General features: G+C 51.3%; 24 protein-coding genes. 23 read left to right on the top strand and 1 reads right to left on the bottom strand.

The annotated features are described in order from the left end of the window. The 23 genes from BUB68_RS13465 to trmD all read left to right on the top strand — a co-directional run. On the top strand, positions 1 to 264 hold a 264-nt coding region (locus BUB68_RS13465; RefSeq protein WP_143188175.1), incomplete at its 5' end, for an integrase core domain-containing protein. Between the two features lie 143 nt (positions 265 to 407). After that, positions 408 to 1,874: an anthranilate synthase component I gene (gene trpE / locus BUB68_RS13455; protein WP_073092435.1), complete on the top strand. Its 1,467-nt coding sequence runs from the start codon at positions 408 to 410 to the stop codon at positions 1,872 to 1,874. Then, a complete protein-coding gene (locus BUB68_RS13450; protein ID WP_073092432.1) occupies positions 1,871 to 2,437 on the top strand; it encodes an anthranilate synthase component II in 567 nt (188 codons plus the stop codon). The genes trpE and BUB68_RS13450 overlap by 4 nt, the downstream gene beginning before the upstream one ends. Before the next feature lie 78 nt (positions 2,438 to 2,515). Continuing rightward, entirely contained in the window at positions 2,516 to 3,490 is a 975-nt protein-coding gene (locus BUB68_RS13445) for a DUF6612 family protein (protein WP_073092429.1), read from the top strand. A gap of 116 nt (positions 3,491 to 3,606) precedes the next feature. After that, positions 3,607 to 4,434: a 4-hydroxy-3-methylbut-2-enyl diphosphate reductase gene (gene ispH, locus BUB68_RS13440; RefSeq protein ID WP_073092426.1), complete on the top strand. Its 828-nt coding sequence runs from the start codon at positions 3,607 to 3,609 to the stop codon at positions 4,432 to 4,434. Positions 4,435 to 4,436: 2 nt separating this feature from the next. Then, a complete protein-coding gene (gene rpsA, locus BUB68_RS13435) occupies positions 4,437 to 5,483 on the top strand; it encodes a 30S ribosomal protein S1 (RefSeq protein WP_256625966.1) in 1,047 nt (348 codons plus the stop codon). Positions 5,484 to 5,587: 104 nt separating this feature from the next. Then, entirely contained in the window at positions 5,588 to 6,994 is a 1,407-nt protein-coding gene (locus tag BUB68_RS13430) for a DUF512 domain-containing protein (RefSeq protein WP_073092420.1), read from the top strand. A 20-nt stretch (positions 6,995 to 7,014) separates the two neighbouring features. Continuing rightward, a complete protein-coding gene (der, locus tag BUB68_RS13425) occupies positions 7,015 to 8,346 on the top strand; it encodes a ribosome biogenesis GTPase Der (protein ID WP_073092417.1) in 1,332 nt (443 codons plus the stop codon). Beyond that, entirely contained in the window at positions 8,346 to 8,942 is a 597-nt protein-coding gene (gene plsY, locus BUB68_RS13420; RefSeq protein WP_073092414.1) for a glycerol-3-phosphate 1-O-acyltransferase PlsY, read from the top strand. The genes der and plsY overlap by 1 nt, the downstream gene beginning before the upstream one ends. Before the next feature lie 95 nt (positions 8,943 to 9,037). Next, entirely contained in the window at positions 9,038 to 9,484 is a 447-nt protein-coding gene (locus tag BUB68_RS13415; protein WP_014424166.1) for an ACT domain-containing protein, read from the top strand. A gap of 25 nt (positions 9,485 to 9,509) precedes the next feature. Then, a complete protein-coding gene (locus BUB68_RS13410; protein WP_073092411.1) occupies positions 9,510 to 10,808 on the top strand; it encodes a homoserine dehydrogenase in 1,299 nt (432 codons plus the stop codon). A 4-nt stretch (positions 10,809 to 10,812) separates the two neighbouring features. Then, positions 10,813 to 11,745 carry a homoserine kinase gene (gene thrB / locus BUB68_RS13405; RefSeq protein ID WP_073092408.1) on the top strand — a complete coding sequence of 311 codons (933 nt, stop codon included), beginning with the start codon at positions 10,813 to 10,815 and terminating at the stop codon, positions 11,743 to 11,745. Between the two features lie 4 nt (positions 11,746 to 11,749). After that, positions 11,750 to 12,982 (top strand): tRNA nucleotidyltransferase/poly(A) polymerase-related protein, encoded by a 1,233-nt coding sequence (locus BUB68_RS13400; RefSeq protein WP_073092405.1) that lies wholly within the window; start codon positions 11,750 to 11,752, stop codon positions 12,980 to 12,982. A 6-nt stretch (positions 12,983 to 12,988) separates the two neighbouring features. Continuing rightward, positions 12,989 to 14,362, top strand: a complete 1,374-nt coding sequence (locus BUB68_RS13395; protein WP_073092402.1) for an SGNH/GDSL hydrolase family protein — start codon at positions 12,989 to 12,991, stop codon at positions 14,360 to 14,362. Positions 14,363 to 14,401: 39 nt separating this feature from the next. Beyond that, positions 14,402 to 15,829 carry an AsmA family protein gene (locus tag BUB68_RS13390; RefSeq protein ID WP_073092400.1) on the top strand — a complete coding sequence of 476 codons (1,428 nt, stop codon included), beginning with the start codon at positions 14,402 to 14,404 and terminating at the stop codon, positions 15,827 to 15,829. A gap of 53 nt (positions 15,830 to 15,882) precedes the next feature. Further along, entirely contained in the window at positions 15,883 to 17,274 is a 1,392-nt protein-coding gene (gene radA, locus BUB68_RS13385; RefSeq protein ID WP_073092397.1) for a DNA repair protein RadA, read from the top strand. 137 nt (positions 17,275 to 17,411) lie between these two features. Continuing rightward, positions 17,412 to 17,780: a YlxM family DNA-binding protein gene (gene ylxM, locus BUB68_RS13380; protein ID WP_073092395.1), complete on the top strand. Its 369-nt coding sequence runs from the start codon at positions 17,412 to 17,414 to the stop codon at positions 17,778 to 17,780. Next, positions 17,777 to 19,159 carry a signal recognition particle protein gene (ffh, locus tag BUB68_RS13375; RefSeq protein ID WP_073092392.1) on the top strand — a complete coding sequence of 461 codons (1,383 nt, stop codon included), beginning with the start codon at positions 17,777 to 17,779 and terminating at the stop codon, positions 19,157 to 19,159. Before ylxM ends, ffh begins: the two co-directional genes overlap by 4 nt. Positions 19,160 to 19,198: 39 nt before the next feature. Then, a complete protein-coding gene (gene rpsP, locus BUB68_RS13370) occupies positions 19,199 to 19,468 on the top strand; it encodes a 30S ribosomal protein S16 (RefSeq protein WP_014424636.1) in 270 nt (89 codons plus the stop codon). 15 nt (positions 19,469 to 19,483) lie between these two features. Then, positions 19,484 to 19,711: a KH domain-containing protein gene (locus tag BUB68_RS13365; protein WP_014424637.1), complete on the top strand. Its 228-nt coding sequence runs from the start codon at positions 19,484 to 19,486 to the stop codon at positions 19,709 to 19,711. Between the two features lie 75 nt (positions 19,712 to 19,786). Continuing rightward, positions 19,787 to 20,218, top strand: a complete 432-nt coding sequence (locus BUB68_RS13360) for a YlqD family protein (protein WP_073092441.1) — start codon at positions 19,787 to 19,789, stop codon at positions 20,216 to 20,218. Further along, positions 20,190 to 20,735 carry a ribosome maturation factor RimM gene (rimM, locus tag BUB68_RS13355; protein WP_073092390.1) on the top strand — a complete coding sequence of 182 codons (546 nt, stop codon included), beginning with the start codon at positions 20,190 to 20,192 and terminating at the stop codon, positions 20,733 to 20,735. The genes BUB68_RS13360 and rimM overlap by 29 nt, the downstream gene beginning before the upstream one ends. Further along, entirely contained in the window at positions 20,725 to 21,456 is a 732-nt protein-coding gene (gene trmD / locus BUB68_RS13350; protein ID WP_073092387.1) for a tRNA (guanosine(37)-N1)-methyltransferase TrmD, read from the top strand. The genes rimM and trmD overlap by 11 nt, the downstream gene beginning before the upstream one ends. Positions 21,457 to 21,481: 25 nt before the next feature. On the opposite strand, the gene BUB68_RS13345 is transcribed toward trmD, so the two are convergent. Further along, positions 21,482 to 22,468 carry a site-specific integrase gene (locus tag BUB68_RS13345; RefSeq protein ID WP_073092385.1) on the bottom strand — a complete coding sequence of 329 codons (987 nt, stop codon included), beginning with the start codon at positions 22,466 to 22,468 and terminating at the stop codon, positions 21,482 to 21,484. Positions 22,469 to 22,836: the final 368 nt, after the last annotated feature.

Here is a 22,836-nt window from a genome sequence, read left to right as displayed (position 1 = left end):
AGTGATGACTACAAAGAACTGCTTCGTAAACTCAACATCCGTCAAAGCATGGATGGCCGGAGCCGCTGGGCTGACAACATCATGATTGAACGCTGGTTCCGCAGTCTCAAAACGGAGCAGCTCTATCCGAACGAATACCGAACGCCAAGAGAGCTTCGCCGTCTGATTAACCAATATGTAGATGATTACAACAACATACGGCCCCACGAAGCATTAGGCTACAAGGTTCCTAACGAATTCTATTTTGGTTGCTTCGCTGCGTAGGATAACTCTGTTCACTGACACTCTTAAAATTTTAGAATGTGGTCTTGACAAGGGGCCCATTATATTATTATTGTTTTCTTGACATAAACACGTTAAAATGGTAACTTTTGATAAGAGTATGTTAGTGGATAGGAGGCTTTTCAATGGAATTTTTTCCCGAGTTTGCAACGATAGAAGAGTTTGGTATGACGGGGCAATTTGATATTGCACCAGTGAGTTGCGAGATATTGGCAGATTTCATTACCCCCATGGAAGCATTGCGGATTCTTAAAAATACCAGTGAGCATTGTTACTTGCTGGAATCGGCTCAGGCTAGTGATAAGTGGGGACGATATACATTTCTGGGATTTGCTCCCCGGATGGAGATAACTTGTCTTGATGGCGTGTTCAAGGCAGGGGAAAACGTTTTGACGGAAGCAGATCCTGCTGCGGAACTCCGGAAGATCTTAGCTGGGTATCGCAGTCCGCGTATTGCCGGCTTGCCTCCTTTTACCGGTGGGCTTGTGGGGTACTTTGCTTATGATTTCATTGGTTACAGTGAACCAAAGGCCAAGGTGGAAGTGGAAGATACGGAAAACTTCCGGGATGTGGATTTGATGCTCTTTGATAAGGTGATTGCCTTTGATCATGTGCGGCAGAAGATTGTGTTGATTGTCAACATGAAGCTGCAGGATGGCAGACAAGGATATGAGCAGGCTGTGGAGGAACTGCGGTGCATGGTGAAACTCCTGCGCAGCGGACAGAAGAGCAATCGCGAGCGGGGCAGGCTGTTGGGGGAGGTACAGCCGCTGTTTTCCAAGGATGAATTTTGTGCCATGGTGGAAAAGGCCAAGTATCATATCCATGAGGGAGATATTTTTCAGATTGTGTTGTCCAATCGGCTGTCAGCGGCTTTTCAGGGCAGCCTCCTGAATACTTATCGGGTACTCAGGACAATCAATCCTTCGCCATATATGTTCTATTTTTCTGGTCTGGATGTGGAGGTAGCTGGTGCTTCGCCAGAGACTCTGGTAAAACTGGAAGATGGCATCCTGCATACGTTCCCCTTAGCCGGAACCCGTCCTCGTGGGAAAAGCGTTGCGGAAGACCAGGCTTTGGAACAAGAACTTCTGGCTGATGAAAAAGAATTGGCAGAACATAATATGCTGGTGGATCTGGGCCGCAATGATTTGGGGAAGATCAGTGAATTTGGTTCTGTGGAAGTGGAGAAGCTGCATTCTATTGAACGTTATTCGCACGTGATGCATATTGGTTCCACCGTACGGGGGAAGATTCGTGAGGATAAGGATGCGCTGGATGCTATTGCGGCAGTCCTTCCTGCCGGAACATTATCTGGGGCGCCGAAGATTCGAGCCTGCCAGTTGATTGGTGAACTGGAGCGTAATAAGCGGGGAATCTATGGTGGTGCCATCGGCTATATTGACTTTACTGGCAACATGGATACCTGCATTGCTATCCGCATAGCCTATAAGAAAAATGGCCAGGTTTTTGTGCGCAGCGGTGCCGGAATCGTAGCGGATTCCAATCCGGAGAAGGAATATCAGGAATGTATCAATAAGGCCAAAGCGGTGGTACGCTCACTGGAATATGCGGAGGATGATGATTTATGATTTTGCTGGTAGACAATTACGATAGTTTTTCTTATAACCTGTATCAGCTGATTGGCAGTATCGATTCGGATATCAAGGTGATCCGCAATGACGAGATGACTGTCTCTGAAATCGAGACGCTGAAACCTGCACGCATTATCCTGTCGCCGGGACCAGGATGGCCGGAAGACGCAGGGGTTACCATGGAAGTGGCTGCGGCTTTAGGTAAAACGATTCCGGTATTGGGCGTCTGCCTGGGGCATCAGGCAATCTGTTCTGCTTTTGGCGGTGTGGTGACCTATGCGAAGGAACTGATGCATGGCAAGCAGTCAGCCATCAGCTTTGATGAAGATTGCCTGCTCTTCCAGAATTGCCAGCAGGGGATGCTGGTGGCGCGCTATCACTCTCTGGCCGCGGAGGAAAACACATTGCCGGAATGTTTGCAGGTCACGGCAAGAACTGCGGATGGAGAAGTCATGGCTGTGCAGCATCGGGATTATCCGATTTACGGGGTGCAGTTCCATCCGGAGTCCATCATGACGCCATCCGGGAAAATCATATTGGAAAACTTTATCCGGCAGTGACAGAACCTTTTGGCCGCAGCAGGAAAAATCCTTTTGCAGAGCGAATTATACACTAGGTGACAGGAGGTGTGGTTGCTTATGTGGAGGGCGGCAAAAGGTTGGAAAAAGGCTGGCGTGGCATTGGCTTTGAGTGGATTGTTGCTGGTTGGCAATGGTCATGCCTGGGCAGCAGCGGCAGAAACAACAGAGGATGGTATGTGGGCCTTTCGTGAGGCTTATCTGGCAATGAAGCAGGATGATCGGGTCTTTAAGGAGATGATCAGCTTTTTTGGCCCTGCGTTTCATGCTAATCTGGACATGCAGGGGCAGATGCTCCGGGATGGGTCTTTGCGGCTGGCTGGCAAGCTGAATTTTGAGGCTACGGAAGAAAAAAAGAGCAAGACAACTGTGGTTGAGGTCCCGTTTTATGTGGAACAGCTGCCTAAAGATCTGGCTTTTTATGCCCAATGGGAAAATCAGTGGTATAAGCTGATCTTGCCAGGGGTTCCCCCACAACTGGCCAACAGCCTGAAAACTACAGATGCCAAAGAGTTGGCGGCCAATATGGCGCTGGTGAAATCTGTGAAGCTTTTACAGGAAAATGATAAGCAGCGTCAGATGGATATTATTCTGGATGGTGGCAAGGTAGCGGAACAGATCATCAAGTTCAGTAAGGAAACCATGCAGGATGTAAAGCCGGAGGAGCAGCAAAAACAGCAGGAATTCTTGACCCGCCTTAGCCGGGTTATGCAGAAGATGGACGTTCCTTTGAGCTGGACCGTGGATAAAGAGACCTGGCGTACGGTAACGGTGAACTTGAATCTGACCGAACTCATGCGTGCTTATGCGCAGGAAGTTTTGCAGGAAGCTGCAGATGGAAAGACTACGGTGGGGGAAGAAGAACGAAAAATACTGGAGTCGCTGGGGTATTACAGTGAACTGCATATGTATATGACTTATTTGGGCGTAGAAGCGGCCAGGTTGGAAGTTCCGCAGACGGTAAAAGCGTCTGCGCAAGAGGTGGTTCTGCCAAAAGAAATTCAGGGCGATGATCCATTGGCAACAAAAAAATAAATGTCAAAAAATTTCTTGCCAAACCCCATCTTGCTATGCTATTATGTATGTTAGATTGTGAAAACGGGGTAAAAGTATACCGTTTTGGCATGATTTAATATGATGGTGGTTGATGTATGGAAGTCTTTTTGGCAGATTATCTTGGCTTTTGTTACGGTGTGAAACGTGCTGTGACGATTGCGCAGGAAAATGCTTCCGCTGATGGCACAGCTTCGACTTTGGGTCCGATAATTCATAATCCCCAAGTGGTGGATCGATTGAAGGCTGAGGGTGTGGGCACGGTGGATACCTTGTCTGCTATGGAAAAAGGTACTGTGATTATCCGCTCACATGGCGTGGGGCCGGAAATCTATGCGGAAGCCGAACAACGTGGCCTGGACTTGGTAGATGCTACTTGTCCGCATGTGAAGAAAGCACAGTTATCGGCGAAGAGGCTGGCAGACGAAGGTTATCGTGTTGTTATCGTTGGCGAGAAGAAACATCCGGAAGTGCGCAGTATTTTTGAATGGTCGGATGGCAAGGCTGCTATAATTGAGACAGAGGAAGAGGCAGATGCCTTGGAATCCTGTGCGAAATTGGGCGTGGTTTGTCAGACAACATTCTCTGGGGATAAGTTCAAGCGCATTGTGACGCGCCTGTTGGAGAAATCCCGGGACATTCATATACAGCGGACTATTTGCACAGCAACGGATCAACGCCAGGCAGCAGCTTTGGATTTAGCAGCTAAAGTTGACATGATGCTGGTGATTGGCGGCAAGAACAGTGCCAATACCACAAGGCTTGCTCAGATCTGTGCCGAAAAATGCTTAACTTACCATATCGAGACGGCTGCAGAGCTCAAGGACGAATGGTTTGATAAAATTGAAAAAATTGGTATTACAGCGGGCGCATCCACGCCTGACTGGATTATCAAGGAGGTATATAAAAAGTGTCAGAACAGATGAATATGGAAGAACTCTTAGCAGAGGCCGAAAACGCAATGCCGGATATCCAGGAACGTACCGTTGTTACGGGTGAAGTTATCCAGGTTTCCCGCGACGAGGCTTATGTTGATATCGGATACAAGCAGGAAATTGCTATTCCGAAGCGCGAGCTGGCTTACCCGGCTCCGGAATCCGCTGAGGATGTAGTAAAAGTTGGCGACAAGATCGATGTTTACATTGTTTCTCTGGGCGGCGACAACGGCGGTATCCTTTCCAAGGTCAAGGCTGACCGTATGGTTGCCTGGAAGGAAATGGAAGCTGTCATGGAACGCGGCGAAACGGTTCAGGCTACCATCAATCAAGTTGTCAAAGGCGGCCTCGTAGCTTCCGTTAACGGCCTGCGCGGCTTTATCCCGGCTTCCCAGATGGAACTCCACTTCGTGAAGGACCTCTCCGTTTATGCTGGTCAGACGGTTGAATGCGAAATCATCGAGATTGATGTGCACAAACAGCGCCTCGTTCTGTCCCGTCGCAAGCTCCTCGAAGCTGTTCGCGCTGAGAAGGAAGACGAAGTATTCTCCACGCTGCAGGCTGATACGGTTGTTCGCGGTACCGTTAAGCGTATCGTCGACTACGGTGCATTCATCGATATCGGCGGCGTAGATGGTCTGGCTCATATCTCCGACCTGGCTTGGAACCGCGTGAAGCATCCGTCTGATGTCCTGGAAGTTGGTCAGGAACTGGATGTATACGTGAAGAGCATCGATCAGGATGCAAAGCGCATTTCCCTGTCCGTAAAAGACACGATGCGTGATCCTTGGCTCGACAATGCTGAGAAGTACGCTGAAGGCGACATCATCGAAGGCAAGATCATCAAACTGACGGACTTCGGTGCATTCATGGAAATCGAACCGGGCTTCGATGGCCTGATTCCGATGGGCGAGCTGGCTGAAAAGCGCATCGAACGTGCTGATGAAGCTGTTCATGTTGGCGATGAAGTGAAAGTAAAGGTTCTGCGCATCGATACGAAGCGTAAACGCATTTCGCTGTCTATCACGAAAGCTAACTAAGAGCTTCGCTAAATAACAGAATAAACTCAGGGGAGTGATGTTTTCCATCACTCCTTTGTTTTAGTGAATGACAGTATAGGACTGAATGAAAGAGATATAGATATATGAGTAAGGAATATGCTGGGATTATCTCCAGAGTGAATGAAGGGAGTCTGGCAGAGGAACTGGACCTTGTGCCCGGTGATAAGATCATCGCCATCAACGAGCAGCCCCTGCGGGATATTATCGATCTGAGCTTTGCCATGGCTGATGAAGAGATTGACCTGACGATAGAGCATGCGGATGGCGAGCGGGAGATCATTTCCTTTGACAAGGACTTTGATGAGGAATTGGGCGTGGAGTTTGAATCGGCAGTGTTTGATGGCATCCGGAACTGTGCCAATAACTGTTATTTCTGCTTCGTCAATATGATTGCTCCCAATATGCGGGACAGCTTGTCCATCAAGGATGATGATTACCGGCTGTCCTTCCTCTATGGCAACTTTGTGACCATGACCAATATGGGACCGGCAGATTTCAAGCGCATCGAGCAATTCCATCTGTCACCGCTCTATGTATCGGTACAGTGCATGAATCCCGAGCTGCGGGCGCAGATGCTGCGCTGCAAGGGGGCGGCCCGGATTGCCGAGCAGCTGGATAATCTGGAAAATGCCGGAGCAGATTACCATACCCAGATCGTGCTCTGCGCGGGCCTTAACGACGGGGAGGAGCTGGAACGCTCCATCCGGGAAATCGCTGCCCGCCGTCCGCATGCCCTGTCCATGGCCATTGTGCCTGTAGGTATCACCAAGTACCGCACCGATCCGTTCCCACTCAAACAGTTTGACCGCGAAGGGGCGGCCAAGGTCATCGATATGGTGGAGAAATGGCAGAAGAAATTCCAGCAGGAAGAGGGACGCACCTTCCTTTATCTGGGGGATGAGTTCTACTTCCTGGCTGGCCGGGAAGTGCCAACCACGGATTTCTATGATGGTTTCCCGCAGCTCGATAATGGCATAGGCCTGACCCGCAGTTTTATCAATGATTGGGAATCAACTGGTCAGGATGCTGATTCGTCAAAGGGCTATGAGGAACCCTTTGTCATTGATGTGGTCACGGGGACAGCTGTAGCTCCTGTGCTGGAGCAGCTGGCCAATTCCCTGGAAATCAGGAATCTGCAGGTGCGTATCGTACCTGTGGAAAACAAGCATTTTGGCTCTACGGTCAATGTTTCTGGCCTGCTGACGGCTAAGGATATCCTCGAAACGTTGCAGGGAATGCCGGAAGGAGATAAGCGGCAGGCCTTGATCATCCCCGAACCGGCTCTTAGGGCTGGGGAAGATATCTTCCTGGATGATATGACCTTACAGGAATTTGCTGCCCATTTTTCTGGGATTCGTGTGGAACCTGTGCAAGGGGGCGCGGATTTCTTCCGGGCGCTCACGGACTGGTCTAATTATCATAAGAACCGCAGCAGTGAAACTGCCTATACCTGGCAGAGCAATGCAGGCTATACGAAACCTGCAGAGTGAATAAAGAAAGAAGGTAAACAATGAGCAAACCTATCGTGGCCATCGTCGGACGCCCGAATGTGGGTAAGTCCACCCTGTTCAATCAGATTGGCAAGAAACGCGTTTCTATCGTTGACGATATGCCGGGCGTAACCCGGGACCGCATTTATCTCGATGCAGAATGGCTGAACCATGAGTTCACCATGATTGATACTGGTGGTATCGAATTCGATGAAAGCAATCATATCCTGAAATCCATGCGCAGCCAGGCGGAAATCGCCATGGAAGAGGCTGACGTCATCCTCTTTCTCGTGGATGGCCGTGCAGGGCTGACGACCTCTGACGAGGAAGTGGCCAAGATCCTGCGCAATACCAAGAAGCCCGTTATCCTGGGCGTAAACAAGATTGACAGCCCTCAGCTGGAAATGAACATCTATGAATTCTATAATCTGGGCCTGGGTGATCCGATCCCTCTGTCCGCCACGAACGTCATGAACTTAGGCGACCTGCTGGATGCCATTGTGGCAGCATTCCCCGAGGAAGTGCCAGAAGAAAAGGACGAGGACGAAATCAGCATTGCCGTTATCGGCCGTCCGAATGTGGGCAAGTCCTCTCTGGTCAACCAGCTCTTAGGTGAGGAGCGCGTTATCGTCAGCGATGTGGCTGGCACCACCCGTGATGCCATCGATACGCATTTCGTCAAGGACGATATGAAGTTCATGCTGATCGATACCGCTGGCATGCGCCGCCGGGGCAAGATTGACGAGCCGGTGGAGCGTTACAGCGTGATGCGTTCCCTGAGGGCCATCGACCGTGCTGATGTTGTGTTGATGGTCATCAATGCCTTTGAGGGCATTACTGAACAAGACAAGAAGATTGCCGGTTATGCCCATGAGTCCGGCAAGGGCGTGGTCATCGTGGTCAACAAATGGGATATTTTCCCGGACAAGGATGACAAGTCAACCCTGCGTTTCACTGAAGAACTGCGCGAGGAAATCGGCTTCCTGCAGTATGCACCGGTGCTTTATGCGTCGGCCCTGACCGGTCAGCGTGTCGGCCGCGTGACGGAACTCGTGAAGTATGTAGCGGAACAGCAGTCCATGCGCATCAAGACCAGTGTCCTCAACGAACTCATCCGTGACGCTGTGTCCATCAATCCGCCGCCGATGCATCGCGGCCGCCGCTTGAAGATTCTCTTCATGACGCAGGCGGATGTCAAGCCGCCGAAGTTCATCATCTTCGTCAACGATCCGGAACTCATGCACTTCTCCTACTTGCGATTCCTGGAAAACCGCCTGCGGGAAATGTACGGTTTTGAAGGCACGCCCATCCGCCTGATCGTCCGTGCCCGCGATGAGGAGGAGGATTATTGATGGAGAATATGCTGATTGCAGGTATTCTTTCCTACATTTTAGGCTCGATTCCCAATGGTCTCTGGCTGGGCAAGACTGTCTGGCATACGGACCTGCGGGAACATGGCAGCCATAATATTGGCGCTACCAATGCCTGGCGTACGCTGGGCAAAACGGCAGGAACGGCCATTTTCCTGTTGGACTTTGCCAAGGGGGCCTTGAGTGTTTATTTAGGCTCTTTGTTGGTGGGCACGCCGCTCTTCATGATCGTCTGCGGCATCCTGGCCATCGTGGGACATTCCTGTTCCCTGTTCCTGAAGTTCAAAGGGGGCAAGGGCGTGGCTACGGGCCTTGGAGTCATGGTGATGCTGATGCCCCTGCCGGCGCTGGTGGTCTTCTTGATCTGGCTGGCTATTGTCAAAGTGACCGGTTATGTATCTTTAGGTTCTATTGTGGCGGCAGCCTGTGTGCCGGTGCTGGCCTGGTGGCAGGGATATTCTCTGGAATTCATCCTGTTTGGTATTCTGGCAGCAGTGTTCATCATTGTCCGTCACCATAGCAACATTGGCCGTCTTTTGAACGGTACAGAGAGCAAAATTCAAGCGGCAAAACGCTGACGAGTGGACAAAAGTAAAAAATACAGTGACAATGTATACAAAGTGTGCTATACTATCTTTTGTCAGTAGAATATTATCCATTGGAGGCGTAATATATGAACGAACAGAAAAGCGGTTTTTTCCTTGTCCGTGAAGAGATCCTTCCGGAAGCAATCAAGAAAACCATCAAAGTAAAAGAAATGCTTAAACGCGGTGATGCTCGTACCATCAATGAAGCAGTGGAGAAAATGGAACTGTCCCGCAGTGCTTATTACAAGTATAAGGATTATGTGTTCCCCTTCTATGAAGCCAGCCAGAACAAGATCGTCACGCTGACGTTCCTTCTTGAGCACAAGAAGGGCGTTCTTTCCAGCGTGCTCAACACCATTTCTCAGGATTCCGGCAGTGTCATGACCATCAATCAGGGTATCCCTTTGCAGGGAGTGGCTAACGCTACCGTATCTATCGAGACCATGAACCTCAGCGTAGATCTCGAAGCTTTGCTCGATAAGCTGCGCATGGTGGATGGCGTCAAACGTTTGGAAGTTCTTGGTCAGGCTTAATTGAATAGAAGAAGGGGTGTACCGTATGCAGAAAGTGATTAAGATTGGCGTGCTCGGAGCTGGAACCGTAGGTTCCGGAGTGATTAAGGTGCTGGAGATGAACCAGCCGCAGATTACTGAGCGCGTGGGAGCAAGACTAGAGGTTAAGCAGGTCTTAGTGCGGGACTGCAGTAAGGTGCGCCCTTTTTTAGAAGGAATCAAGGTAACAGACAAGATAGAGGATATCCTGCAGGATGAGGAAATCCAGATTGTCGTAGAATTGATGGGCGGGCTCAAACCAGCCAAGGAATATATGCTGCGTGCCATGGAGGCGGGCAAGAGTGTCGTGACGGCTAATAAGGATGTCGTGGCTCAGTTCGGCAAGGAGATGTTTGCCAAGGCTGAGGAAAAGAATGTGGACTTCCTCTTTGAAGCCAGTGTCGGCGGTGGTATTCCCATCATCACGCCGCTCAAGCAATGCCTGACCGCCAACAAGGTGACGGAAATCATGGGCATTGTCAATGGCACGACGAACTATATGCTCACGAAGATGACGGAATGTGGCAGCGATTACGACAGCGTGCTCAAGGAAGCACAGGAAAAGGGCTATGCTGAAGCAAATCCGTCCGCAGATGTGGATGGTCTTGATGCAGCGCGCAAGGCGGCAATCCTGGCTTCGCTGGCATTTAACACGCGTGTGGAACTCAAAGACGTGTCCGTGGAAGGCATCACGAAAATCACCCCGGATGATATCGAATATGCAAAGAATCTGGGCTATGTGATCAAACTGTTGGCCGTGGGCAAGGATACGGCTGAATTTGGCGTGGATGTACGGGTGCATCCTGTATTCCTGCCCAAGGATCATCCGCTGGCTGCGGTCAACGGCGTGTTCAACGCCATCTTTGTGCGGGGCAATGCCATCGGCGATGCCATGTTCTATGGTCAGGGGGCTGGTTCCCTGCCGACGGCTTCGGCAGTAGTGGCCGACATCATTGATGTGTCCCGCGATATCCTGCATGATAACTTTGGCCGGGTACGCTGCACCTGCTATGAGGATAAGCCGATCTGTCCTATCGAGAAGACGAAGTCTTCTTATTATGTGCGCCTGCTGGTTGACGATAAGCCCGGTGTACTGGGCTATGTGGCTACGGCCTTCGGCAATGCTGGCGTCAGCTTGGAATCGGTTATCCAGACGCATCGCAATATCGTGGATCATGCGGAGATTGTCGCGATTTCCCATCGCGTGGAACATGCTCAGATTGAGGCAGCTCTGGCAGCACTCAAGGCTCTGCCGGTAGTGGATGAGATTCGCAGTGTCATTCGTGTAGAACAGGAACGGGGGTAAGTCATTGGATAGTCGCAGTATCTGGGTGAGAGTCCCGGGAACAAGTGCCAACTGCGGTCCGGGATTTGATTCTATCGGCCTGGCTTGCACGGTCTACAATGACTTGCAGTTGAGATTGACGGAAGCGCCGGGCTGCAAGATTACCATCAGCGGCGCCGGTGCCGAGAATATTCCCTGTGACGAGCGCAATATCGTCTGGCAGTCGGTGCAGTATGTCCTGAAGAAGGCTCATATGGAGGACACCTATAAAGGTGCCGTGATCCATATGGAGAACAACGTGCCACTGTCCCGGGGGTTAGGCAGCAGTGCAACGGCAATCGTGGCAGGCCTTAAGGGAGCCAATGCGCTTTTGAATAATCGCTTTACCCGCAAGGAACTCCTGCAGTTCGCCACGGCCATTGAGGGACATCCTGATAATGTTGCACCAGCCATCTATGGAGGTTTTACTGTCAGTACGACGACTCGCGGGGATGTGGAGTGCTTTACGTTGATTCCCAAGATGAGACTCAAGCTGGTCGTAGCCGTGCCGGATTTTCCCTTGTCCACGAAAAAGGCCAGGGAAGTCCTGCCCAAGGAAGTATCCATGAAGGATGCTATCAATAATATCGGCCGGGCAGCGATGATGACGGCAGCACTTTGCAAGGGCAATGAGAAATTCCTGCGCAATGTGTTTGAAGATGCTTTGCATCAACCATATCGAGCTTCTCTGATTCCGGGGATGTATGAAGTGTTCGATGCAGCGAAGAATGCTGGTGCCTTAGGTGCAAGCCTCAGTGGTGCCGGCCCCTGTCTGATTGCCTACTGCCTCCAGCGCCGCCATGTAGAGGATGCGGTGGGGCAGGCGATGCAGGAGACCTTTGCTCGGCACGGTGTCAATGCGGATATCCTGATCATGGATCTCGATACCCGCGGGGCACATATCATAAACGATAAATAAGATCATGAAAGAAATAGAATTTGTAACTACAGTCCGCGCCGCAGGCGCCCGCGTGTTTATCGTGGGCGGCTGGGTGCGGGATTTTTTGCGTCAGGTGCCGGCTCATGACAAGGATTATATGGTGGCGGGCATCGATGAAGAGATCTTTCAGCAGTGTTTTCCCCATGCGCTGCGAGTGGGCAAGGCGTTTCCTGTGTATCTGGTGGAGATTGACGGCCAGCATGCGGAAGTGGCCTTTGCCCGCAAGGAGGAGAAGCAGGGGGAAGGCTATCGGGGCTTTGCCGTGGAATATGGCAAGGATGTAACCCTCGAAGAAGATCTGTACCGTCGAGATACCACCATCAACAGCCTGGCCATGGAATTGCCAGGCGGGGAAATTTTTGACTTCTATGGTGGTCGCCAGGATATTGTGCAGGGAATCATCCGGCCCGTATCCCATCACTTTGCCGAAGATCCGGTGCGGGCCCTCAGGGCGGCGCGTCAGGCGGCAGAATTTGGCTTTACCTTGTCAGACGAAGCCAAGGCAGCTATGGCGGCCTGCCGGGAGGAACTGGCGAAAGAACCAACAGAGCGTCTGCTGCAGGAGCTCAAGCGGGCTTTGATGACAGCAAAGCCGTCGGTCTTTTTCCGTGCCCTGCAGGATACCAATCTGCTGCAGGTGACATTCCCGGAGTTGGCGGCGCTGCTGGGCAAGACTCAGCCGGAGGCCTTCCATCCGGAAGGGGATGCCTTTGAGCATACCATGCTGGTAGTGGATGAGGTGGCGGCAGAAACAAACGACATCATGGCCCGTTTCTGTGGTCTTGTCCATGATTTGGGCAAAGGCTTGACACCTGAGGAAATGTTGCCGCATCATTATGGACACGAAGAAAAGGGCGTGGATGTGCTGCACAGCTGGAACCGTCGTATGACCTTGCCGAAACGCTGGGTGCAGGCGGGGAAATTTGTCATTGGACAGCATATGCGGGCCGCACGCCTGACCAAGCCCGGGAAGATTGTGGAATTGCTGCTCAAGGTGGCAGCGGTACCGCTGCCTGTCGAGGGTTTTCAGGCAATCATCCGGGCTGACCATCACAGCTTGCCACCTTATCTGGAAGAAGCGCCTGCCATTATTCACCGTCTTTTGCAGGTGGATGGACATCAGGCGCCGAATACATTAAAGGGACCGGAAATCGGTACCTGGGTGCGGAATCAGCAGATCAGGATTTTCCGGAATTATCGATTTAAGGAGATTTAAATTGTTATGACCTGGTTGCGTCAGAGACAAACATATATATTGATCATAGCCCTGACTATTTGTGTCATTGGCGGGGCTATGGGGGGCATCCTTTATTATCAGGCACAGAAATCGCATCTGGTGGGGATGGACAATAAGCTGTCGGTCACTACGGAACACACGCCGGTGTCTTTTTCGCCGATTTTGGAATGGGAAAAAGACACGAATGCCGTTTTCTATGAAGTGGAATTCTTTGCCTCGGTGCCGTTCTTTTTGGATGCGGATAGTGAATCGACTTCGGCAATCTATCGCACGCGGCGGGTGTATCAGAACCGCTACAATCCGCCGTTGCAGGAATTTGCCAGGGATTATCTGGGAAAGCGGCCGCTTTACTGGCGGGTGCGTTCCATGGATTTTGACGGCAATCCCATGACACCGTTCAGCAAACCGGCGGAACTTTGGACCAGTGCAGATATTCCACCCATGAATGCACCGGAAATCGTCACGGATTATTCTGGTGAGCGGGGCACGGCATTGCTGTATCCGGTCTATCATTGGGTACAGCAGTATAATGCCAAGCGTTATGAAGTTGCACTTTATCATGAAAATCCTGAGGTCAATACTAATGCCCAGCCTTTTGCTACCTTGTTTGCGGATATGTCGGAAATCTATGATCCTGCGCCGCGCCCTTTAGTCAATGGCTTCTATTGGCGGGTATTGTCCTTTGATAAAGAGGGGAATACCATAGGCAAATGGTCGAAGGTGCAGTATTACAAAGTTTCTCCCCAGGATAATTGGGATGTGGGCGTGCTCGGTGACAGCATCAGCCATGGCGGCGGCCGCTTTTCTTTTGGCCCGGCAGATTTTGAGTTCAGCTACTTGAAATATCTGGATTTCCCTGCCGTAAACCTGTCGCAGAGCGGTGATACCGCGCAGATGACACGAGACCGCTTTGACAAGGATGTATTGCCGTTCCATCCGCATTATCTGCTGATCATGACGGGCAGCAACAGCCTGCGGGCCGGGGAGGATCCGCAGGTGGTCATTGACTGTCTGAAGACTATCCAGCGCAAGTGCCTGGAAAACAATATCGCGCCGATATTCCTGACCTTGCCGCCAGTAAATCCCGATAATATCCAGCATATCTTCAAGGAACCTACCGCACCGGATTATTTGGAACGCTTCGCGGTGGTCAATGCTTATATCCGCAGCCAGGTCTATATCGATACGGCAGCCGCCTTTGATTGTCCGGATGGCATGCTGCCAACTCAATATGCTTTGGATGGCCTGCATCCTGATGTCAGCGGCAAGAAGTTGATGGGTGAGCGGATCAATAGTGAATGGTTCAAGGCCAAAGCAATGGCTGATAAGTTGTTGATGCGCTATCAGAGCGAAGAATAAAGCCTTCCACAGTGGGGAAGGCTTTGCGGAGGTGCCATTATGTTGTCATGGCTTCGTAATCATTGGCGTAAAGCCCTGCTGATATCCATAGCGGCGATTTTCATCGCCATCTTCCTGGTATTGGAAGTATTCAGCCGTGGTGCAGCTGCTATCTTCAATCAGGCCATGATGGAACAGGATATGCTCAAAGGGACTGTAACGGCAGAGAAGATTGTGGCACATATCACTGGTGATGTGAATTTTACCAATTTGGAATGGCGTGATCCGGAAGGGCGGCTTATCCTGCGTGTGCCAGAGGGGCATTTCCATGCGCGCCCCTGGGATGTCGTGACGGGGCATATCAAATCCACCACCATACAGGAACTCACGATCAGAAATGCGGAGGTTTCGGTGCATCTGGCCGATGATATGAGTGTGGATTTTGTGCGTAATTCTCCGGATATGCGTAAAGTCAAGGAAGATGAGGAAGATTGGCAGAAAAAGGTCAGTCTTGTAGGTAAAAGCGAAGAAGAACGCAAGCGGATTGGCGAGTTTCGCCGTCGCAAGCGGGCAGAAAAAATGGCTAAGCAATGGAAGAATTTCGATCGGGCGGGGAAGAAAATCCGCATGCAGCTGAAATTTGAGGATTGTCGTGTGGAGGTATTCTTCAAGGCTCGTCACTATCTTCTATCCCGGGCAAATCTGACAGCTGATATCAATACAGACAGAGCCATGAAAATCGAAGCTTATACCGGTAATTTTGGCGGCACCATGATTGGTAATGGTATCCGTGTGCAAGGAGAAGTGGATTTTGCTGCGCAGGATGTGCCAGTGGGAGACCTGCAGGTCAGCTTTATGGATGTGGACCCGTCATCGCTGGATTTAGGGATCAATATTCATGATAAGATGACCTTGGATTGTCAGCTGCAAGGGGCTTTGAACAATATCAGTGGAGATGGCAATGTATCCATGAGGGAACTCAACATTCCCGGTCTGCAGTTCCAGAATGTGCAGGGGAAGATTCACTATGATGGTGAAAAACTCCTGTTTACCGATGTAATGGCCAATGTCTATGATGGTCAGTTGGCAGCTGAAGGAGAATATGATTTAGATACCCGCTATTACCACATCCATGGTCAGGGAAAAAATCTGCAGACATCCAAGGCGCTGCCTGGAAGCCATCTATACTGTGGTGTGGATTTGGACATGGATTTTGTCTCCAAAGGTTCCAGCCGCGAGACTACGGCAAGCGGCAATTTCACATCAACCCAAGGGCGGTATCGTATGGTGCCTTTTCAACGTATCAGTGGTAAATTCAGTCAGGCCTACCGTGATCTGCAATTCCGTGATGTCATCATCGAGTTTGCTGGTTTTACAGTGTCTACGGATGCTTTGCGTATCAAGGATAAGAAATTGACTTTAGCGCCAATCAATATAACGGACAATAGGGGGGAAAACATCTCTACTATTGACATAAACAAGAAATAGAAGCCGCGATGAAAGCGACTTTTTAAGAACGTATTTTAGAAGGATGGATTGTGTTGGCCAAAAAGAAAAAGACAGTTTTCGTTTGTCAGGATTGTGGCTATGAGGTGCCCAAGTGGCTGGGGAAGTGCCCAGGCTGCGGGGCGTGGAATACCATGGTGGAGGAAGTGGTCGCGCCGGAAACGGGGAGCGGCAGCTCGGGCAGTGGCGGTTTGCGGCTGGGGCTTTCAGACGCGCAGAAACCACAGCCTATCGGTGAGGTGGCGATTGAGGACCTGCCACGTTTTGCTACAGGTTCTGAGGAACTAGATCGGGTATTGGGCGGCGGTGTCATTCCCGGTTCGATGGTACTCATCGTAGGTGATCCCGGTGTGGGCAAATCCAGCTTGACCTTGCGTGTCTGTGCGGATGTGGCCCGGGCGGGCCGCAGTGTGCTCTACGTTACGGGCGAGGAAAGCACCCGGCAGGTGCGCATGCGGGGAGATCGCTTGCAGGCTATCGCGGATAAGCTCTATGTGGTCAGTGAGACCAATATAGAGACCATCGAAGCCCATATTGAGAACACCAAGCCGGATCTTTTGGTTATCGACTCCATCCAGACGGTGTTCAAGCCTGAGGTACAGAGTGCTCCGGGCAGTGTATCCCAGGTGCGCGAGTGTGCCGTGGACATCCTGCGCATTGCCAAAGGCAAGGGGATTGCCGCCTTTGTGATCGGTCATGTGACCAAGGAAGGCAATCTGGCAGGGCCGAGAGTTCTGGAACATATTGTAGATACTGTTCTTTACTTTGAAGGAGAGCGCAATGCCGAATACCGGGTGCTGCGGGCGGTCAAGAATCGCTTTGGCAGCACCAATGAGCTGGGGCTCTTTGAAATGCGCGATATTGGTCTGGTAGATGTACCGGATGCCTCCAAATTGTTTTTGTCGGACAGGGAGGGGGATAGTGGTACGGTAATCATTCCGACGGTAGAAGGAACACGTCCGCTGTTGGTGGAACTGCAGGCACTGGTAGCGCCTACGCCCTATGTGCCGCCAAGGCGTACCGCCGATTCCGTGGATATCAAGCGGATCCAGCTGCTTCTGGCGGTGTTGGAAAAGCGTGTCCATCTGCAGGTAGGCGGCTGTGATGTGTATGTCAAGGTCGCAGGCGGCATCAAGATTGATGAGCCCGCTGCCGATCTGGGCATCTGCGTGGCCATGGCTTCCAGCTTTGCCAATCGGCAGATACGGCCCAAGACCATTGTCTTTGGCGAAGTGGGCCTGTCTGGTGAAGTCCGGGCCGTAGGCCAGGCCGATGTGCGCATCAATGAGGCCAAGCGGTTGGGCTTTGAACATGTGGTGCTGCCCATGAAGAATTATCGCCAGCTGTCAGGGGAGACCCGAGGAATCAAGCTTTATGGTGCGGAAACCATCGGTGATGCCCTGAAATTGGCTATGCCGCGTAGCTGAATGTGATATTTGTCAGCGAAATTTGAAAAATTTTATCAGGTGCCAAGGAAAAACACTTGACAGGCTATTGTGCCTTCGCTATAATAGCTATGTCAAGGAGAAAACCTTGGCACCTAATTTTTGAGCAGGTGATTGTCATGATGGAGCAGTTCTTATATTTGTCCACGCTTTTTGACTTGTATGGGGCACTCCTGACGGAGAAGCAGCAGGAATGCTTGCGCCTGCACTTGTTCGAGGATTTTTCGTTGTCGGAAATCGGCGAGGAGTTGGGGATATCCCGGCAGGCAGTTTACGATAACATCCATCGCAGTGAGAAGGCAATGGAGTCCTATGAACAGAAGCTGGGGCTGGCGGCCCGTTATCAGGTGGAACGTCAGGAACTGGCAAGAATCTACGAGTCAATCAAAGGGCTAAGGCGGCCGGATAACAGCAAGGCTGTCGATGAGGTCCTTGACCGATTGGAACCCTACATAGGACAGGGACTCGGTCAGGAGGTATCCGTTTGATATTTGAGAGTTTATCCGACCGGTTGCAGGAGACATTCAAGAAGCTCCGCGGTCATGGCAAGCTGACGGAAGATGATGTCAACGAAGCCATGCGGGAAGTGCGGATGGCACTTCTCGAAGCCGATGTCAACTTCAAGGTCGTCAAGAATTTCATAAAGACCGTCAAAGAACGGGCTATTGGTCAGGACATTCTCGAAACCCTGACACCAGCTCAGGTAGTGGTGAAAATCGTTGATGAAGAGCTGACCAACCTCATGGGTGGTACTCAGAGCCGCATCAACATGAGCCCAAATCCGCCTACCATCATCATGATGGCTGGCCTGCAGGGGGCTGGTAAGACCACTTCCGCTGGCAAGCTGGGTCTGTCCCTCAAGAAGCAGGGCAAACGGCCTTTGCTCGTTGCCTGTGATATTTACCGTCCGGCTGCTATCAAGCAGTTACAGGTAGTAGGAAAGCAATTGGACATCCCCGTGTTCTCTATGGAGCAGGGTACGGATGCGGTGACCATTGCCAAATCATCCATTGCTTATTCGCAAAGCCATGCCAATGATGTCATCATCATCGATACGGCAGGCCGCTTGCAGATAGATGAAGCCCTGATGCAGGAGCTTCGCGATATCAAGGCAGAAGTCAAGCCTCACGAGATCTTGCTCGTTGTGGATGCCATGACCGGTCAGGAATCGGTCAATGTGGCGCAGACTTTCAATGAAAGCCTTGGCTTAGACGGTGTCATCATGACCAAGCTGGACGGCGATGCCCGCGGTGGTGCGGCGCTTTCTGTCAAAGCAGTCACGAATGTTCCCATAAAATTCGTCGGTGTGGGCGAGAAGCTGGAACCGCTCCAGCCTTTCCATCCGGACCGCATGGCTTCCCGTATCCTTGGCATGGGCGATGTGCTTTCCCTCGTGGAAAAAGCCCAGCAGACCTTCGATATGGAAGAGGCCAAGAAAATGGAGAAGAAACTCCGCAAGGATGAATTCACCCTTGATGATTTCCTCTCTCAGATGCAGCAGGTCAAGAAGCTTGGCTCGCTGGAAAACATCTTAGGCATGATTCCCGGTATGGGCGGTCTCAAGAAGCAGCTTGAGGGTCAGGATATTGACCTTGACGGCAAGGAAATGCGCCAGATTGAGGCCATCATCCGCTCCATGACACCGAAGGAGCGCGCTGATATTTCCATCATCAACGGCAGCCGCCGCAAGCGTATCGCCATGGGCTCTGGCACGAGAGTGCAGGATGTCAACAAGCTCTTGAAGCAGTTTGGCGAGATGAAGAAGATGATGAAGAAGATGAAAAAAATGCAGAAGGGCAAGGGCTTCCCTGGTCTGGGGGCGCTTGGAAACCTGGGCGGTTTCCCGAAGATGCCGTTCATGCGTTAAATTTTAAATCATTACACTTTCGAAAGGTGGTGAAATTTCATGGCAGTAAAGATTCGTTTGAACCGTATGGGTGCAAAGAAGAACCCCTTCTACCGTGTGGTAGTAGCTGATTCCCGTGCTCCGCGTGATGGTCGTTTCATCGAGATTCTCGGTAACTACGATCCTTCCAAGCAGCCGGCAGTTGTCAGCCTCAATGAGGAAAAGGTTCTTGATTGGATGAACAAAGGTGCTCAGCCGACCGATACCGTTAAAAATCTGTTCAGCAAGCAGGGCATTATGGCTAAGTTCGCTGAATCCAAGAAGAAGTAATTGGAGAAAAGCGACATGGAAAAACTTGTTGCAGTAATCGCCAAGTCCCTTGTGGAGCATCCAGAGTCCGTGGAAGTTTCTTCACGGCAGGAGGATGGGCAGACCGTGCTCAGCCTCCATGTGGCAGAGGATGACATGGGTAAGGTCATCGGACGTCAGGGGCGCATCGCCAAAGCCTTGCGCACCGTGGTCAAAGCCGCGGCCACTCGGGAAAATACGAAAGTCACGGTTGAGATTATTTAAATGAAAAGCGGCAGGATTACCTTTGGGGGTCTTGCCGCTTTTTTCTATGGAAAACAAAAGAAAAGAGGAACTGTCATGGATTCTATTTCACTGAAAGTGCCTGTAACCATCAAGGCAAAATTAACGGAAAAACTCAAGAACAAGATTCTCACGGATCTGACCGAGGGCATTAACCGCGCTGAACTCGAAGTGCAGCAGCTCAACATTCAGGAAAAGCGTGTAATGCAGGAAAATCAGCCGGCAGATGCAGAAGCTCCTACGGCTGAAGAGATTCAGCGCTTGCAGGCCATTCAGGCTCATTTTGGCGAAGAGCGCAACAAGCGTCTGCAGTTCCGTGAAGAGTCCCTGGCCCGCAAGGAAGAGATGGAAAAGATGGTGCTCGGTGCGGAAATCGTGCAGGGCACGCTGGAACATCAGGTAGAAGTTCGTGTAGGCGATGATATGCGTGAAGTCATGAACGTGGAAGTGCTGGTGGAAGATGACAAAGTTATCGCCATTCGCAGCTAAGAAAAACAAGCGCGACAAGAATCGCGTGACCATCGGCAAGGTTGGTGCACCGCATGGCATCCATGGGGAAATGCGCATCATCCCGCTGACGGATTTCGTGGAACGCTTCGAGACCATGAAAGAAGTCATGGTGGGAAGTGAAATACTTCATATCGAAAGCTGCAAGTATCATAAGCAGTATGTGCTGATGAAATTCAAGGAATATCCCGTCCGTGAAGCCGCCATGAGTCTTACGGGCAGGCTGTTGACCGTTGACCGCAGTGAAGCTGCTCCTTTGAATGAAGGGGAGTATTATACGTTCGATATCATCGGCTTGACTGTCTACGATATGGAAGGCAAAGAGCTGGGAAAAGTGGAAAATGTCCTGCGCACGGGCAGCAACGATGTGTATCAGGCCCGGCGTACAGACGGCGGCGAACTTTTGATTCCGGCACTCAAGGCTGTCGTCAAGGAAATTGACGTGCCTGGTGGCCGTATGGTGGTCGAGATGCCTGAGGAGATTTCCGATGCGCATTGATATGGTGACCATCTTCCCAGAGATGTTTGCTGGTCCCTTTGGTGACAGCATTACCAAGCGGGCTGTGGATAATGGTATCCTCGATATCCATTTTACAAACTTCCGGGACTTTGCCGAGGACAAGCATCATCATGTGGATGACAGCCCCTTTGGGGGCGGTGCGGGCATGGTCTTGAAGCCGGAGCCTATGTATAAGGCTGTGCGGGATGTGCTTGCTCGTACGGAAGAATACGCCGATAATCGCCGGGTGCTGATCATGGACCCTTCCGGGCCGGCCTTCAATCAGGCCAAGGCCAAGGAATTGGCAGGTTATGACCAGCTGGTGTTTATCTGCGGTCACTACGAAGGTTTCGATGCCCGCATCTATAAACTGGCAGATGAGGCCATTTCCCTGGGGGATTTCATCCTTACAGGCGGGGAACTGCCCGCCATGGTCATAACCGATGCGGTGTCCCGGATGCTGCCCGGCGTGCTGGGCCATGAGGATTCAGCGCCTACGGATTCCTTTTATGCGGGGTTGCTGGAATTTCCCCAGTATACCCGCCCGCGGGAATTCGAGGGCATGGCTGTGCCGGAGGTGCTCCTGAACGGTGACCATGCCAAGATTGCCCAGTGGCGCCGTGAGCAGTCCCTGCTCGTGACAAAAAAATACCGCCCTGACCTGTTGGACAAGGCGGAGTTATCGGATAAAGACAAGAAGTTTTTAGCGGATAATGAATGAGATGAAGAGGCTCTGCGGAGTCTCTTCATTTGTTATACATGCGGCTGAGAGCGTTATCCTTGAAGATATTGCCCTGTTCGATATAGCGGTGCACCATCTTTTCGGATTTGTGTCGTGTCTGGCGCATGATGGTCAGGGCGTCGATATCGTGCTGGGCAGCGCTGGTGGCAAAGCCACGGCGCAGGCTGTGCCCGGCGAAGAGGTGTTCATCAAGGCCTGCCAGACTTACATACTTCTTGACAATCAGGGCCACGGATTTATCCGAGAGCTGGGTGTTGCGCAGGCTCTGCACCTTCGTGATGGGCCGGAATATCGGCCCACGATGGATCTGCGCTGCGGTCAGCCATTTGCGCAGTGCCCGTACTGCACAGATTTCGGATTCAGGTGCGAAAGGAATGGCGATTTGTTCACCATGGCCCAGCTGGTCGCCCTTGGAGTGTGCCATAAAGATGATGACACCCTGCGGGGTAAAGGTCAGGTCTTCGCATTGGATATGTACGAGTTCCGAGCGGCGGAAGGCACCAGCGAAGCCAAGGAAGATCAGGGCTTTATCACGCAGACCGGTCAGTGTCTCTTCATCGAACAGATCAGCCAGCAGATAGAGCGTTTCCATCAGGATGGGGGATTTGCCTCGCTGGAAGGTGCCTTTTTCGCGGCGGATGGCAGACATAGCTGCCCGGACCATGCCATCCTTGGCGGGATTATGGCGCCCGCTGAAGCCGGCGGCGATATGATTCTCGGAGATGGCCGTCACCCGGCGGGAAACGGTGTTGGCCTTGGCATCATCGGCCAGGTCATTGATGTAGTTGACGATGGTTTCCGGCGTGGCGGGAAGATCCGTCACTTCATGGTACTGGCACCAATCGGAGAAATCATTCCAGTCGCAGGCATAGGCTTTTAGGGTATTGTCGGCCTTGGATTTTTCCAGACGGCGTTTTGCCTTCAGGGAAAGGCGCTCATTGTTTTCAATGCGGGCATTCTTTATCAGCATAAAATTATCTTTGATCTTCATGATGAACCTGCTTTCGTAAAGATATATAGTAAACAAAAATAAACAAACTATTCTCAAATATTAAATATTTTGTTATAATGTACGTAACGAACCTACGGGAACTGCACTTTAGAAAGGTTGAGCCGAGAAAAGAGCCTCGTTTCTACGTATTCGAGGAGACATCGCCCTTACGGCTTGTAAAAATGTCCAAGGTTGACGTAGACACCTCGTTCAGCGGCAAAGCCGCCTACATGAAAATAGCAAAAACAAGTAACCTCAAATAGCATAAGCCTATGAGGTAGAGGGCGTAGTGCTGCGTCCAGTTGTGGTAGTTGCTGCGTAGACCGCTTGCTTGGTTCGGACTAATCCGATACTCGGCTTGTCGAGAG

The sequence above is a fragment of the Pseudoselenomonas ruminantium genome, assembly GCF_900142515.1.
GTDB classification, from domain to species: domain Bacteria; phylum Bacillota; class Negativicutes; order Selenomonadales; family Selenomonadaceae; genus Selenomonas_A; species Selenomonas_A ruminantium_D.
The sequence above is the reverse complement of the archived record's forward strand: the minus strand, read 5'-3'. Positions and strand labels throughout refer to the sequence as shown.